Source organism: Nitrosococcus wardiae (genome assembly GCF_004421105.1).
Classification (GTDB): Bacteria; Pseudomonadota; Gammaproteobacteria; order Nitrosococcales; family Nitrosococcaceae; genus Nitrosococcus; species Nitrosococcus wardiae.
On record NZ_CP038033.1, the window covers coordinates 275,682 to 289,787 of the forward strand.

16 protein-coding genes are annotated in these 14,106 nt (G+C 50.0%); 14 read left to right on the forward strand and 2 right to left on the reverse strand.

Annotated features, from left to right (window positions below):
* Positions 1-105: 105 nt before the first annotated feature.
* From gatC to rpmG, 7 genes are all read left to right on the forward strand, one after another.
* Positions 106-393, forward strand: coding sequence for an Asp-tRNA(Asn)/Glu-tRNA(Gln) amidotransferase subunit GatC (gene gatC, locus E3U44_RS01365; protein WP_134356320.1), 288 nt, complete (start codon positions 106-108; stop codon positions 391-393).
* 28 nt (positions 394-421) lie between these two features.
* Entirely contained in the window at positions 422-1,873 is a 1,452-nt protein-coding gene (gene gatA, locus E3U44_RS01370; protein WP_134356321.1) for an Asp-tRNA(Asn)/Glu-tRNA(Gln) amidotransferase subunit GatA, read from the forward strand.
* Positions 1,874-1,966: 93 nt separating this feature from the next.
* Positions 1,967-3,244 carry a Vi polysaccharide biosynthesis UDP-N-acetylglucosamine C-6 dehydrogenase TviB gene (tviB, locus tag E3U44_RS01375; protein ID WP_134356322.1) on the forward strand — a complete coding sequence of 426 codons (1,278 nt, stop codon included), beginning with the start codon at positions 1,967-1,969 and terminating at the stop codon, positions 3,242-3,244.
* A 49-nt stretch (positions 3,245-3,293) separates the two neighbouring features.
* Positions 3,294-4,325, forward strand: coding sequence for an NAD-dependent epimerase (locus tag E3U44_RS01380; protein WP_134356323.1), 1,032 nt, complete (start codon positions 3,294-3,296; stop codon positions 4,323-4,325).
* A gap of 251 nt (positions 4,326-4,576) precedes the next feature.
* Positions 4,577-5,437 carry an endonuclease/exonuclease/phosphatase family protein gene (locus E3U44_RS01385; RefSeq protein ID WP_134356324.1) on the forward strand — a complete coding sequence of 287 codons (861 nt, stop codon included), beginning with the start codon at positions 4,577-4,579 and terminating at the stop codon, positions 5,435-5,437.
* 113 nt (positions 5,438-5,550) lie between these two features.
* Positions 5,551-5,787, forward strand: coding sequence for a 50S ribosomal protein L28 (gene rpmB, locus E3U44_RS01390; RefSeq protein ID WP_134356325.1), 237 nt, complete (start codon positions 5,551-5,553; stop codon positions 5,785-5,787).
* A 19-nt stretch (positions 5,788-5,806) separates the two neighbouring features.
* Complete coding sequence (gene rpmG, locus E3U44_RS01395) at positions 5,807-5,962, forward strand: 50S ribosomal protein L33 (RefSeq protein ID WP_013031640.1); 156 nt, start codon at positions 5,807-5,809, stop codon at positions 5,960-5,962.
* 227 nt (positions 5,963-6,189) lie between these two features.
* On the opposite strand, the gene E3U44_RS01400 is transcribed toward rpmG, so the two are convergent.
* Positions 6,190-7,359, reverse strand: coding sequence for a DesA family fatty acid desaturase (locus tag E3U44_RS01400; RefSeq protein WP_134356326.1), 1,170 nt, complete (start codon positions 7,357-7,359; stop codon positions 6,190-6,192).
* Between the two features lie 156 nt (positions 7,360-7,515).
* Here E3U44_RS01400 and E3U44_RS01405 point away from each other — a divergent pair, with 156 nt between their 5' ends.
* The 7 genes from E3U44_RS01405 (at position 7,516) to E3U44_RS01435 (ending at position 13,318) form a co-directional block, all read left to right on the forward strand.
* On the forward strand, positions 7,516-7,965 hold the full coding sequence (locus E3U44_RS01405) for an NUDIX domain-containing protein (protein WP_134356327.1): 450 nt from the start codon (positions 7,516-7,518) through the stop codon (positions 7,963-7,965).
* A gap of 58 nt (positions 7,966-8,023) precedes the next feature.
* Positions 8,024-8,971 (forward strand): ABC transporter ATP-binding protein, encoded by a 948-nt coding sequence (locus E3U44_RS01410; RefSeq protein ID WP_134356328.1) that lies wholly within the window; start codon positions 8,024-8,026, stop codon positions 8,969-8,971.
* Positions 8,968-9,729 carry an ABC transporter permease gene (locus E3U44_RS01415; RefSeq protein WP_134356329.1) on the forward strand — a complete coding sequence of 254 codons (762 nt, stop codon included), beginning with the start codon at positions 8,968-8,970 and terminating at the stop codon, positions 9,727-9,729. Before E3U44_RS01410 ends, E3U44_RS01415 begins: the two co-directional genes overlap by 4 nt.
* Positions 9,730-9,774: 45 nt before the next feature.
* Positions 9,775-11,163, forward strand: a complete 1,389-nt coding sequence (locus E3U44_RS01420) for a GldG family protein (protein WP_134356330.1) — start codon at positions 9,775-9,777, stop codon at positions 11,161-11,163.
* A gap of 12 nt (positions 11,164-11,175) precedes the next feature.
* Complete coding sequence (locus E3U44_RS01425) at positions 11,176-12,060, forward strand: DUF4340 domain-containing protein (RefSeq protein ID WP_134356331.1); 885 nt, start codon at positions 11,176-11,178, stop codon at positions 12,058-12,060.
* Between the two features lie 29 nt (positions 12,061-12,089).
* Positions 12,090-12,905 (forward strand): bifunctional DNA-formamidopyrimidine glycosylase/DNA-(apurinic or apyrimidinic site) lyase, encoded by an 816-nt coding sequence (gene mutM, locus E3U44_RS01430; RefSeq protein ID WP_134356332.1) that lies wholly within the window; start codon positions 12,090-12,092, stop codon positions 12,903-12,905.
* Between the two features lie 218 nt (positions 12,906-13,123).
* Positions 13,124-13,318, forward strand: a complete 195-nt coding sequence (locus tag E3U44_RS01435) for a hypothetical protein (protein WP_134356333.1) — start codon at positions 13,124-13,126, stop codon at positions 13,316-13,318.
* A 60-nt stretch (positions 13,319-13,378) separates the two neighbouring features.
* Here the strand turns inward: E3U44_RS01435 and E3U44_RS01440 are convergent, their stop codons facing one another.
* Positions 13,379-13,999 carry a DUF4124 domain-containing protein gene (locus E3U44_RS01440; RefSeq protein ID WP_134356334.1) on the reverse strand — a complete coding sequence of 207 codons (621 nt, stop codon included), beginning with the start codon at positions 13,997-13,999 and terminating at the stop codon, positions 13,379-13,381.
* Positions 14,000-14,106 lie beyond the last annotated feature (107 nt).

The following is a 14,106-nucleotide window of genomic DNA, read 5'->3' on the forward strand; positions in this document are numbered from 1 at the left end:
CCGAGCCCTAATACTGAAAGCGCCGTACTTTAGCAATGGCAAAGCCTTTTGAGCAAGCAAGGAACTGTGTCAAAATTCTGGGTACCATTTGCAGGGAAAAAAATCATGGCATTAAAAACAGCTGATGTTGAATATATTGCCCATCTCGCTCGCCTCGCTATCGACGCGGAGGCTATTCCTAATTACGTGCGCGACCTAAGTCGCATCCTTGAGTTTGTGGAGCAAATGAATAAAGTCGACACTACCGGCATCGAGCCCATGGCTCACCCCCTGGAGGCTATCCAACGACTGCGACCTGATGAAGTGATTGAAATCGATCAGCGGGAGATTTTCCAAGCGACGGCTCCCCAGGTCGAGGCAGGCGTCTACTTAGTCCCCAAAGTCATTGATTAGACTACCGCAGTTCTCTGGAAAATAACCTATGCACCATAAGTCTTTAGCTGAATTGGCCAGCGCTCTAAAAGCTCGTGAAATTTCAAGTGAAGAACTCACCCAACATTATCTCAAACGTATTGAGCAATGGGATGAGAACTTAAATAGCTTTATTACGGTGTCGGCGGAAGAGGCCCTGCAGCAAGCCAAGGCTGCTGATGCCCTCTTGCAATCCGGGGAAGGCACCCCCATGACGGGCATTCCCTTAGCCCATAAAGACATTTTCTGCACGGCAGGAATAAAAACGAGCTGCGGCTCGAAGATGCTAGACAATTTTATCGCGCCCTATGATGCTACAGTGGTTTCCCGCCTCAAAGCGACCGGTGCCGTCATGCTTGGCAAAACCAACATGGACGAATTTGCCATGGGCTCCAGTAATGAAACCAGTTTCTATGGTCCAGTCAAGAATCCCTGGGCTCACGAGCGGGTCCCGGGCGGGTCCTCAGGAGGCTCGGCAGCAGCGGTAGCGGCAAGGCTAACCCCCGCCGCCACGGGGACGGATACGGGCGGATCTATCCGCCAACCAGCGGCTTTATGTGGCATTACCGGACTAAAACCCACTTATGGCCGGGTTTCCCGTTACGGAATGATTGCCTTTGCCTCTAGCCTTGACCAGGGAGGACCGATGGCCTGCAGTGCTCAGGATGTGGCTCTTCTGTTTAACGCCATGGCCGGTTTTGACCCATCGGACTCCACCTCGGTAGCCCAAGAAGTTCCTGATTACACCCTTTCCCTCGAGGAAAGTATTGAAGGCATTAAAATTGGTCTCCCTAAGGAGTATTTCGGCGAAGGTCTCGATTCCAGTATCGCCGCAACCATCGAAACGGCTATCAAAGAATTCGAAGGCCTCGGTGCTCAATTCCGGGAAATCAGCTTACCTAATACGGAGCTGGCCGTCCCCACCTATTACGTGGTTGCTCCGGCGGAATGTTCTTCTAACCTCTCTCGCTATGATGGCGTTCGCTTTGGTTATCGCTGCCATAACCCGAAAGATCTCCTCGATCTTTATTGTCGCTCCCGGGGTGAAGGCTTTGGCCCTGAAGTGAAGCGCCGGATTTTGATAGGCACGTATGTTCTCTCAGCGGGCTATTACGATGCCTATTACCTCAAAGCCCAAAAGTTGCGGCGTCTTATCAGCGATGATTTTAAACGAGCCTTTACCGAAGTGGATGTGATTATGGGCCCCACTTCACCCACGCCGGCTTTTCAACTGGGGGAGAAAACCGACGATCCGGTTGCGATGTACTTAGCCGATATTTACACTATCAGCGTTAACTTGGCCGGGTTGCCTGCACTCTCTATTCCAGCAGGCTTTACCCAAGGGCTGCCCGTGGGCTTGCAGATTATTGGTAATTATTTCAGCGAGGCGCATCTTCTTAACATCGCCCATCGCTACCAACAAAGAACGGACTGGCATCGCCATACCCCTATGGGTTATTAAGAATTTAACCACCCGTCCGATAGCCCGTGGGAGCGGAAGAAAGGAAGTGACCATACACGTTGCCGAACGGCTAACATAAGGGAGACGTATGCGGTGCTAACATTGGGAGAAGTACGGATCGGGGTTATTGGCCTAGGTTACGTCGGGCTACCCCTGGCAGTAGAGTTCGGCAAAAAACTGCCTACCCTAGGGTTTGACATCAATTCAACGCGCATTGCGGAGTTAAAAGAAGGCTATGACAATACCTTGGAAGTAGAACCGGAACTACTTGCAGCCGCTACCCACCTCCAGTACACTCACCAGCTCCAAGATTTAGCTGACTGTAATGTCTACATCATTACCGTTCCTACTCCCATTGACGACCATAAACGTCCTGATCTTCGCCCTCTCGAAAACGCCAGTGGTGCGGTAGGCAAAGTACTCAAACAGGGCAATATCGCCATTTTTGAATCCACCGTCTATCCAGGGGCTACAGAAGAAGTTTGCGTTCCCATTCTGGAGCGGGAATCAGGGCTTGTCTACAACCGAGATTTTTTTGCCGGTTATAGTCCCGAACGAATTAACCCGGGGGACAAGCAACATCGGGTGACCTCTATCCGCAAAATAACATCGGCTTCCACGGCTGAAGCAGCAGAGTTTGTTGATCAACTCTATGGCAGCATTATCACCGCGGGCACCCATAGAACCAGTAGTATCCGAGTTGCTGAAGCTGCTAAAGTGATTGAAAATACCCAACGGGATGTCAACATTGCTCTGATCAATGAATTGGCAATGTTGTTTAACCGCCTGGGTATCGATACCCAGGAAGTCTTGGAAGCAGCAGCCACCAAATGGAATTTCTTGCCCTTCCATCCCGGCCTGGTCGGGGGACATTGCATCGGCATTGATCCCTACTATCTTACCCACAAAGCACAGGCTATCGGTTTCCAGCCAGAGATGATCCTTGCTGGACGCCGAGTCAATGATGGCATGGGAAGCTACGTGGCCAGCCGAGTGGTTAAACTCATGACTCAACGCCGCATCCATGTGGTCGATAGCCGGATATTGATCCTAGGACTCACATTCAAGGAAAACTGCCCTGATTTGCGGAACACACGGGTCACAGATATCATCGCCGAACTCCAAGGATACCATGCCCAAGTCGATGTCTACGATCCCTGGGCGGACGCCAAAGAGGCCCTAAAAGAATATGGGATCATTCTTGTGAATACTTTAAACAAAGGTTATTACGATGCCATCATTGTGGCGGTTGCCCACCAACAATTTGCAGAACTCGGCATCGAGGGCATTCGTACATTAGGGAAGTCAGACAGCATTCTCTACGATGTCAAACATCTGCTCCCAAAGGAGACCGTGGACGGTCGCCTTTAGGCAATTCCAAATTTGCCCCCTTTTGAGACAAATCTCAGGAAATGTCTAAATGAAAATTATGGTGACTGGAAGTGCTGGCTTTATTGGCGCCGCGTTGACCGAAAAATTATTAGAACGCGGTGATGAGATTATTGGTGTTGATAACCTTAATGACTATTATGACGTTAATCTCAAACTTGCTCGCCTTGCCCGTTTTCAAGACCACCCTGCTTTTACCGAAGCCCGTATGGGTCTGGAGGATCGTGAAGCCTTAAACGCTGTCTTTGCCAAACATCGCCCCCAACGGGTAGTTAACTTGGCAGCCCAGGCCGGCGTCCGTTATTCTTTAGAAAATCCTTATGCTTACGTAGATAGCAACCTGCAGGGTTTCCTCAATATCCTAGAAAACTGCCGCCATTATCAGGTAGAACACCTGGTCTTTGCTTCGACTAGTTCCGTTTATGGGGCCAACACCAAAATGCCCTATTCTGTCCATGATAATGTGGATCATCCCTTAAGCCTTTACGCGGCCTCTAAAAAGGCCAATGAATTAATGGCCCATACCTATAGCCATCTTTATCAACTTCCAACCACCGGATTGCGTTTTTTTACCGTCTACGGCCCTTGGGGACGACCGGATATGGCCCTATTTAAGTTCACTCGCAATATCCTGGCAGGCAAACCTATTGACGTCTATAATTATGGCCATCATCAACGAGATTTTACCTATATCGATGATATTGTAGAAGGAGTAACTCGTACGCTCGATCGGCTTCCTACTCCTAATTCTCGCTGGAATGGGGCAACCCCTGATCCTAGCACGAGTACCGCCCCCTATCGGATCTACAACATAGGCAATCACCAGCCTGTAGAACTCTCTGATTTTATTAAAATATTAGAAGAGTGTCTGGGTTGTGAAGCAAAAAAGAATTTACTGCCGATGCAGCCTGGTGATGTCCCTGCGACCTATGCCGATGTGGATGATTTAATACGGGATGTGGGGTTCCATCCTGCCACACCTATTGAACAGGGAATTGCTCGCTTTGTCACCTGGTATAAGGATTACTATGTCGTGGAAAGTTTTAAGGGAAAAAGGAATTAAGTGTCTGTAAGGGTCTTTGCTCACCATGAGCATTTTTGGATACCCCCCACAGTCCGGAACCAAGTAGGGGCACGACGCCGCCGTGCCCCTACCTTCAGCGTTGAAATACCTCACCACATGGCGTTGACCCCACTGCTAGCGTACCGATTGAGTCGGGTGGCGATTCTTCACTGCGCGATATCGCTAGGGAACATTATGCGCCCTGCGCACTTTCAAAGTAAAATAAGAATATTTTCTTGAGGAAAGGTAGGATGCCCACTTTAGCCCTTCATTCGTCGCTGGTCTCTACTGATAAAAGACACCGCTTACGCTTGTTAAGCTATAATATCCAAGCTGGCGTCACCACTAGCCGCTACCATCATTACCTCACCCGTAGCTGGAAACATGTACTCCCCGATGTACACCGTCATAAGACCATGGCTAGCATTGCCGGGGTAATATCTGATTTTGATATTGTGGGTTTACAAGAGGCGGATATTGGCAGTTTGCGCACTGGCTTCGTCAACCAAGCAGAGCTACTCGCTGAACTCTGCCATTTCCCCCATTGGCACCAACAAGCCACTCGCCGCTTTGCTAACATCGCTCAACAAAGCAATGCCCTTCTTAGTCGAATCCAACCCAACGAAGTTCGCTCCTATCGACTACCGGGCCTCGTGCCCGGCCGGGGCGCTATCCTGGCCCATTTTGGCAACCCTAAAAATCCCTTAATCGTGCTCATCATCCACCTCGCCCTAGGCCGTCGCTCACGAATTCAGCAACTTAGCCTAATCAGCAACTTAGTCCACAAGCATCCGTATGTCGTAGTTATGGGGGATTTAAATTGCCAACCTCACAGCCCAGAGTTAAGCGCCTTATTGCGAAAAACAGGGTTAAAAGCGCCGGCAACCAAAATTGCAACCTACCCCAGCTGGCGGCCAAAACGGCATATTGATCATATCTTGGTGAGTCCCTCGCTAGAGGTAACTCAGGTTTGTGCTTTAGAGCATACCGTTTCTGATCACCTTCCATTGGCGACAGAAATCCTGGTTCCTGCGGAGATAGGACTATGGGGTGAAAACGCACCCGGTTTACCCGCAAAAAGCAACCCTGAGGTTAGCCAAAAAGTTGCTTAGGCTTTAACCTGCTACAAAATTTGTCTCAGATTTGATATAAAAGACCTTTTTGGAGCTGTTTGGCATAAAATGCCAAGAAAGCCCTCCAGAACCATATCAAGGAGTAATTACTCATGTCCAGAGTATGTCAGGTAACGGGCAAGCGTCCCGTAAGCGGTAATAATGTTTCCCATGCCCATAATAAAACCAAGCGCCGGTTTTTACCTAATCTCCATACCCACCGGTTCTGGGTAGAGAGCGAAAAGCGCTGGGTAAAACTCAAAGTAAGCAGCAAAGGGCTCCGTATAATTGATAAACAGGGTATCGATCAAGTTTTAGCGGATATGCGAGCTCGGGGTGAGAGAGTATAGAGTATAAGGAGAAAACATCATGCGCGATAAAATCAAGCTGGTATCTAGTGCCGGTACAGGCCATTTTTACACGACAACCAAAAACAAACGCACCACGCCGGAAAAGCTAGAAAAGAAAAAATATGATCCTGTGGTGCGTAAGCATGTCATTTATAAAGAAGCTAAAATAAAATAACTCTCCTTGCTTAGATCCCCCCACTAAAACCCTGCCAGAATGAGGTGTTTTAGGAATGAGCCGGTGATGTTCCGTGATGCGCGCCCTCCCTGAGAGCATCCTCCGGATGTCCCGATTCGCTCCCAGCGAATCGGTGTGGGGACTTCCCTGTCCCCTGGCTCCACGCCACCGGCTCGTTTCAGGAATACTTCAAAACTTTCACTGAGATACTTACAATAGCCCCGGATTTAAGCCTGCTGGAGGGAATATCCCCGCAATGTAAAGGCGAAATCCTGCAAGGCCTTGATGCCGGACTCTTCGGCCCGCTTACACCAATCCTGCAGGGCTTGTAATAACGCCTCCTGGCTAGCCCAAGCCTTAGACCAAATTTCTTGCAACTGCTGGCGAAATTGATACACCGTCTCCAATCGATGGTTTTCTTCCAAGAGAGCGTTCAATTCCTGCCGGGCTTTAGCATCCACTAAAGCCTCATGGCGGATCAACCAATTCTGGGCCCGTTGATACAGCTCGTTGCCTGAAAAATGGGCCGCTTCCTCTTTCAGCACCGGCAGCATCACCTTCCGGCCATAGGAAGCCATCAGATGGAAGCGGTGAGCCACCACCGCCCGGGCGGTGTCCAAATCCACCCACTGCTTCTCGGGCTTGATGAGCAGCTTGGGGGCGACCTTTTTCACCCGGGCCAATTTCAATGCCTGAAATACCCGAATGTACATCCACCCTATATCAAACTCATACCACTTGGAGGAGAGCTTGGCCGAACTGCCGTAAGCGTGATGGTTGTTATGCAGCTCCTCACCGCCAATGAGAATGCCCCAGGGGAAAAGATTGGTGGAGGCATCGGCCACTTCATAATTGCGATAGCCCCAGTAATGGCCAAGCCCGTTAATCACCCCCGCTGCAAAGAAGGGAATCCAATGCATCTGAACAGCCCATACCAACAACCCAGGGACTCCAAACAACGCCAGGTCAATCAATAACATCAAGCCAATCCCTGAGTAGCTATGCTTAGTATAAAGGTGGCGTTCTATCCAATCATCAGGGGTTCCATGACCATATTTTTCCGTCACCTCCGGGTTTCTCGCTGCAACCCGGTAAAGGGAAGCGCCCTGCCATAACACCTTATGAATGCCCATCATTTGCGGGCTATGGGGATCTTCCCCCGTCTCACATTTGGCGTGGTGTTTGCGGTGCACCGCAGCCCACTCCTTGGTGACTATCCCGGTGGTCAACCAGAGCCAAAAACGGAAGAAGTGACTGAGTGCCGGATGAAGATCCAATGCCCGGTGGGCTTGATGGCGATGAAGATAAATGGTAACACTGATAATCGTGATATGGGTAAGCAGCAGAATGGCGGCAATATAGCCCCAAAAAGATAACTCCAAAAGACCCAAAAACATGGAATTCAATTCTCCAATTTTAATAATTTTTATATTAATACTTATACTTATTCTCCCAACGGAAGCTGAATACTAGCCCATGTGGCAATCAGCGTCTATAAAAGACGCAATACTCTTGCACCTTATTCCTAACCACCCGTCATTCAGGACGAAATCATGCCCAAACCTATGACTCCTCTTTTGACAGTCGACATTATCATTACTCTAAAAGATCAGCCTAATCAGCCTATTGTTCTTATCAAGCGCCGCAACCCTCCCTTAGGATGGGCCCTGCCAGGTGGCTTTGTCGATGTGGGCGAAATGCTGGAGCAGGCAGCAACTCGGGAAGCGAGAGAGGAAACCGGGCTTAGTGTTAAACTTGAAACACTCTTGGGCTGTTACTCTGATCCAACGCGGGATCCTCGTGGTCATACGGTCAGCGCAGTTTACATAGCCAACGCTTCTGGAACGCCTAAAGCGGCCGATGATGCGGCCGAAGCAGCCTTATTTTCACTGGACAAACTGCCAAGAAATTTAGCTTTCGACCACCGTCAAATCTTAACCGATTATGCCCGTTATCGCTCTATTGGAGAACTTGCGCCCATTCATCATCCAGGTTCAAGCTAACAATAGCGTGGCAAAAAGGTAGTGGCAAAATAGCAAACAACGAATATAATAGCGGCCCATGAAACAAGATGTACTCATACGCGCAGAGCAGCTTTATCGGTATTACGGCGAACACTGCGCGGTTAAAGGCGTGAGTTTTGACGTTCGGCGAGGTGAAGTCCTCGGTTTCCTGGGTCCTAACGGTGCTGGGAAATCAACCACCATGCAAATCTTGACGGGCAACTTAGCCCCCAGTTCTGGGCAAGTATGGATCAATGGCTTAGACTTGTTAGATAGGCCAAAACAAGCCAAGCGAGGTCTAGGCTATCTCCCTGAAACCCCTCCACTTTATCGGGAACTTACGGTAAAGGAGTATCTTGACTTCTGCGCCCGCCTCAACGGCATACCACGAAACCAGCAGGGCAAAGCCATCGCATCAGCGGTAGAGCGCTGCGGCTTAAAAGACATGGCTAAGCGACTAATCGGTAACCTTTCTAAAGGCTACCAACAGCGGGTAGGGATCGCCCAAGCTATTATCCACTCCCCTTCCGTGATCATCCTAGATGAACCAACCGTGGGCTTAGATCCCATCCAAATCCGAGAGATCCGCCAACTTATCCGGGAGCTAGCCCAGGAGCATAGCGTTATCCTCTCCACCCACATCCTGCCAGAAGTTCAAACCATCTGCGATCGGGTACAGATCATCAATCAAGGAGAGTTAGTCCTTACTGACACCATCGCAGGGCTAAGTCAGCGGATGGAATCCACCAGCATCTTAGTCAGATTTGACACCCCCCCGGCAACAGAGACCCTTATGTCTCTTAGTGGTATAGAAAGTATAGAAAGCCAAGAAGATGGGCGGATCCGGATTCGTTACCGACCCGAACAGGATCCGGTGGATGAATTGGTTCGCCGCGCCGTTAATGAGAATTGGCGCTTGCGGGAACTTACTCCAGAGCGGCGCACGCTAGAAGAAATCTTCGTTGCCATTACCCAGACCGAAGACCAACAAGAGGCTGCAGCATGATGGTCTTTACCTTGGCATTGCACGAATTGCGTCGTTTATTTCTGTCACCCTTGGCCTGGGCGACCCTCGCTGTCAGCCAAATCCTTCTTGGCTATATGTTCTTATCCCAGGTAGCCTACTTTCTGCAGGTCCAGTCCCGCCTAATGGGCCTTCCCGAGATGCCTGGCGTCACTGAGGTAGTGGCCATGCCCCTGTATCAAAATGCCGCCGTGGTTATGCTCTTGATAGTCCCCTTGATGACCATGCGCCTGGTGGCCGACGAAAGACGGGGCCATACCCTGGCTTTATTATTCTCAGCCCCCCTCTCCATGACCGAAATTGTGCTGGGTAAGTACCTGGGAACATTGGCTTTCTTTGTCATTATGATTCTCTTGCTTACTTTAATGCCACTTTCCTTGCTCGTAGGCGGCACCCTAGATTTGGGACTGTTGGCCGCAGGACTGCTTGGATTAGGACTCCTTCTCGCTAGTTTCACTGCCATTGGGTTATTTCTTTCCTGCTTAACCCAGCAGGCCACGGTAGCAGCCGTCGGCTCTTTTGGGGTATTGCTGTTGCTTTGGATTATCGATTGGGCAGGCAGTAGCGGCCTTTTAGCTAAAGGGAACGAAGTACTCAATTATCTCTCCCTACTGCAACACTACCAAGCTTTGCTGGAAGGTCAATTTAACAGCAGCGATATCATCTACTACCTATTGATTATTATCACCTTTCTCACGTTTAGTATCCGTCGGCTTGATGCTGATCGGCTACCCCATTGATTTTTTTTGATTGCATAGGTATTGAGGAGCAAACCGGGACAGCGTATGCGCGTCACTCGAAAAACCCACTGGCAAATCAGACTGCAAAATCTTTTTTTTACTCTCCTAATTCTCACTATTGTTGGCCTAATCGCAGCCCTTAGCATACGCTATAATTATCAGGCTGACTGGACCGCTAGCGGGCGCAATACCCTCTCTGAAGCAAGCCAAGCACTTCTGAGACAACTTGAGGGTCCAGTCACCATCATTAGTTTTGCCCAGGGGCCCAGTGCCAAGCAGCAAATTAGCCAACTCATTGAACGCTACCAGCGTTACAAACCGGATCTGGAATTAGCGTATATCAATCCGGAAACAGCCCCTGATCAAGTCCGAAAACTCGGGGTTGCCTCTGATACGGAAGTAGTGATTAAAAAAGATGGCCGGCAGGAAAAGCTGCAGGATTTGTCTGAGGAAGGCTTAACCAATGCCCTAAACCGGATTGCCCGTAGCGCTGAAACATCGATCGTTTTCCTCGAGGGTCATGGTGAACGCGACCCTCAGGGAAGAGCTAATTTTGATTTGGGAAATTTTAGCCAGCACCTGAAAACCAAGGGATTCCAGATCCAATCAGTAAATCTATCGGCACAGCCCCAGCTTCCCGATCATACCCAGATCCTGGTTATTGCCAGCCCTCAGGTTGACTTCCTACCTGGTGAAGTAGCGTTGATCCAAAGCCATGTTAACCATGGCGGCCATTTGCTTTGGCTCACCGAACCAGGCCCCTTGCCTAGTCTAGACCCCCTGGCGGAAGATCTCGGCATCAAGATCCTCCCTGGGACGATCATCGATCCCAGCGCCCAATTACTAATGGGTCGTGGCAGCACCGCTTTTGCCCTAGTCCCAGAATATGGGAATCATCCTGTCAGTGAACGCCTCACTTCAGCCACATTATTCCCCCGGGCAACCGCCCTGGAAGCCGCGCAAGAGAGTGAATGGCAACCGCAACCCATCCTTTCCACCTTATCCCGAACCTGGCTAGAAACTTCCAGCCTAGAAGGAGACATTGAATTTGATAAAGGAGAAGATGCCGTTGGCCCCTTTACCATCGGCCTGGCCTTAAACCGAGAACCTTCCTCCTCTAAACAGGGGGCGGCCAGCAAAGACCAAAACAAACCTGAGAACAGGACTCAGCGAATAGCCATCATCAGCGATGGAGATTTCCTCTCCAATGCCTACCTTGGCATTGGTGCCAATCTGGATCTGGGTCTGAGCCTTATTAACTGGCTTGCCCATGAAGATCGCTTTATTACCATTCCAGCACGAACGCGTCCAGATACCTCTCTCCAACTCTCTTCCATAACTTCGTGGGTAATAGGCCTTGGGTTCCTCTTGGTATTACCTGTAATCTTGCTAGGAACAGGGTTGCTTATCTGGTGGCGGCGGCGTCAACGCTAAAGCGAAATCCCGATGAATACGCGCACCTTACTTAATCTTGTCCTCGTGGCCATTGCCCTCCTCCTAGGATGGGTCGTCTTTTATAAGCCAGGCATCCCCCCTGAACCACCTTCCTCTCCATTGACCCCATTGGACCCCGAACACATTCAGGCTATTCACATAGCTCATAAGTTCCGCGAAGAGATTCAACTGGAGCGCAAGGAAGGAAAGTGGTTCATTACCGCCCCCATCCAAGCACCTGCTAAGGAATCCATGGTTGAAACCCTATTAGGCATTGCTCAAACCCCCAGCCTCAGCCGCTATCCAATGCAAGACTTAGACCTGGCTAACCTAGGTCTAGAGCCCCCTGAAGCCCGCTTGTCCCTGGATGACGTAGCTATCGCCTTTGGCACTATTGAGCCACTGAATCAACGCCGTTATGCTTTGCGAGAAGACACCATTCACCTCATTGGTAACGACGCCTTTCAAACTGTCGCTTCAAGCACTGCCAGTTTTGTCGATCCAGCACTGCTACCTGGCAATCATCCTATCACCCAAATTCGCCTCCCCCAGGTCACAGACTACGGGGGCAACCCCAAAGTTAGCCCTAAAGGCATCATCACATTGCGCCGAAATCAGGACGGTTGGATTGCCGAGGGCACCAATGGCGAGGTCACTAGCGAAGCAATTGCTAAATTGGTGGAGGCATGGCAGCAGCATACCGCCCAGCAAGTTAAACTAAAAAGAGACCGGGCAACCCTGACGACTATCGAAATACAGCGAGAAGGGGCTCCCCCGATCTACTTTGATCTCCAGGCCTCCCTGCCACGCCTCATCCTGGTGCGCTCAGATCTCGGAGTGCAATACCATCTACCTCCCCCAGCCTGGAATACCCTATTCCAATTGCCCCAGAAGTAGCTTAGAGGACCTATCAGCAGGCAAGCCACATGCCCGAATTGCCGGAGGTCGAGACCGTTCGTTGCGGCATTGAGCCCCACCTGGTAGGCCACTATGTGCGTACAGTCATTATCCGTGAACCGCGCTTGCGGTGGCCCGTGCCCCTATCCTTATCCCAAAAGCTTACGGGCCAATCTTTCTTAACTGTGCAACGTCGCGGTAAATACCTCCTTCTGAACTGTCCACAAGGCACAGTGCTTCTCCACCTTGGGATGTCGGGCAGCCTCCGCCTCGTACCAGACAATGTACCGCCCGGGAAACATGACCATCTCGATATCGTATTGAGCAATGACTGCTGCTTACGCTTCAATGATCCCCGCCGATTTGGATCAGTGCTCTGGATCCAGGAGAATCCCTTATCCCACCCCCTCTTAAAACCCTTAGGACCGGAACCACTCGATCCTTTGTTTGATGGCTCCTACCTTTTTAAACGATCTCGTCATAGACGAGCCCCCATCAAAGTTTTTATCATGAACCATCGGGTGGTTGTCGGTATTGGCAACATCTATGCTAGCGAAGCACTGTTTCAAGCGGGTATCCACCCCCGGCGTGCAGCAGGCCGTATCAGTTTAGGCCGCTACCAACGATTAGTCGAAGCTATTAAAACGGTGTTATATCAGGCCATCCAAGCAGGCGGAACAACGCTGCGGGATTTTGTCACCAGCGATGGCAAGCCCGGCTATTTTAGCCATCAGCTCCAAATCTATGGCCGTACGGCTCATCCTTGCCCTACTTGTGGAAATCCCATCCGCGTTGATCGTATTGGCCAACGGACCAGTTACTACTGCGCCCAATGCCAGCATTGATCCGGGCCGCCACACGATATTCACATATTTTTCCTTGGCCGCTCAGACATAAAGGTAGATTATACTGCCAGTTATGGTAAGATTTTCCCTCTATGTAGAAATCGTTGGCCTTATTGCGGGTGAAGATATACCTACAAAGCATCAACCCAGAACATTTGCAAGACGGACTGGAATTGCATGTTCGACTAAAGCCTACGTTACCTTGGAAGTAAAAGCTTATGAGTATACCTAAAATCCTTATTACTATCGCAATTATTATCGTCTTGATTAATATCATCGGCTGGCTCACCAAACCTGATAATTATAGGCCTCCTCAGAATTATCGCGGTTCCCTGTCGCCCATGCAGCCCTATGCTCAACAGAGCAGCGACCAAGAGATTTTGGCACTTGTTGCAAGCCAAATAAAATCTTAAGGTCAGGTATCTCAAACAGAAAAAAGCCAGGCTAAAGTTCCTGTTTCTTAGAGGTAAGCGCTAAGGGGTAGGAACACCACCGGGATTAGGTGGCCCAGGCATTTTTGGCATCTGCGGTGCCCTCGGTGCTCTCTGCACGCCCCCTGGCTGGCCATTGCTATCTTTGCGAAACAGAATGGATATACGTCGCATATGAAAGGTGATGGTCTCGGACTGGGCAATTGAAACCCCTGATGGAGCAAGTAATTTTGCCTGTAGCGTATGGGTACCCCGATCCACATTAGTCAGGGTATAGGTGAGGCTGGTACTTGTCTGGCCTACTGGCTGACCGTCAAGCAGAAATTGGAGTGTGTAGTTAGAATCGGCGTCAAGGGGGGGGCTTACCTGAAGGGCGACTTCAACCCTACCGGTATTTTCCCGCACAGTAGCATCATTTTCGGGAGTGACGATGCTAACCCGATAGGATGGCACAGCTTGGGCTTGAGTTTTAATCTCATCGGTCGTTTTAATTTTAGGCAATTGCGGCGGCGTATATGTCTGCAGCGGCGTGACTTCCACTTCTGCGGCTCCCTCCCGCGGTTGATCAGAGTACTCAACTCGCCCATCTGGAGTAACGTACTTGTAGATACCAGCCACTGCAATAGCCGGCATTAAACCAAACAACAGAAAAAGTATTCGCATATTCAAAAGCAAATAAATAGAAGCCTACAAATATATTCGGCAACAATTGAATTTAGTTTAAAAGAACGGTTTATTTTTGCCTGGCCTAGCCCATTATTGTAGGATTG

Excerpts from the sequence above, each read along its gene's own strand:
- gatC (WP_134356320.1), top strand. The coding sequence starts at position 106 with ATGGCATTAAAAACAGCTGATGTTGAATATATTGCCCATCTCGCTCGC.
- gatA (WP_134356321.1), top strand. The coding sequence starts at position 422 with ATGCACCATAAGTCTTTAGCTGAATTGGCCAGCGCTCTAAAAGCTCGT.
- E3U44_RS01380 (WP_134356323.1), top strand. The coding sequence starts at position 3,294 with ATGAAAATTATGGTGACTGGAAGTGCTGGCTTTATTGGCGCCGCGTTG.
- E3U44_RS01385 (WP_134356324.1), top strand. The coding sequence starts at position 4,577 with ATGCCCACTTTAGCCCTTCATTCGTCGCTGGTCTCTACTGATAAAAGA.
- rpmB (WP_134356325.1), top strand. The coding sequence starts at position 5,551 with ATGTCCAGAGTATGTCAGGTAACGGGCAAGCGTCCCGTAAGCGGTAAT.
- rpmG (WP_013031640.1), top strand. The coding sequence starts at position 5,807 with ATGCGCGATAAAATCAAGCTGGTATCTAGTGCCGGTACAGGCCATTTT.
- E3U44_RS01400 (WP_134356326.1), bottom strand. The coding sequence starts at position 7,359 with ATGTTTTTGGGTCTTTTGGAGTTATCTTTTTGGGGCTATATTGCCGCC.
- E3U44_RS01405 (WP_134356327.1), top strand. The coding sequence starts at position 7,516 with ATGCCCAAACCTATGACTCCTCTTTTGACAGTCGACATTATCATTACT.
- E3U44_RS01410 (WP_134356328.1), top strand. The coding sequence starts at position 8,024 with ATGAAACAAGATGTACTCATACGCGCAGAGCAGCTTTATCGGTATTAC.
- E3U44_RS01415 (WP_134356329.1), top strand. The coding sequence starts at position 8,968 with ATGATGGTCTTTACCTTGGCATTGCACGAATTGCGTCGTTTATTTCTG.
- E3U44_RS01420 (WP_134356330.1), top strand. The coding sequence starts at position 9,775 with ATGCGCGTCACTCGAAAAACCCACTGGCAAATCAGACTGCAAAATCTT.
- E3U44_RS01425 (WP_134356331.1), top strand. The coding sequence starts at position 11,176 with ATGAATACGCGCACCTTACTTAATCTTGTCCTCGTGGCCATTGCCCTC.
- mutM (WP_134356332.1), top strand. The coding sequence starts at position 12,090 with ATGCCCGAATTGCCGGAGGTCGAGACCGTTCGTTGCGGCATTGAGCCC.
- E3U44_RS01435 (WP_134356333.1), top strand. The coding sequence starts at position 13,124 with ATGAGTATACCTAAAATCCTTATTACTATCGCAATTATTATCGTCTTG.
- E3U44_RS01440 (WP_134356334.1), bottom strand. The coding sequence starts at position 13,999 with ATGCGAATACTTTTTCTGTTGTTTGGTTTAATGCCGGCTATTGCAGTG.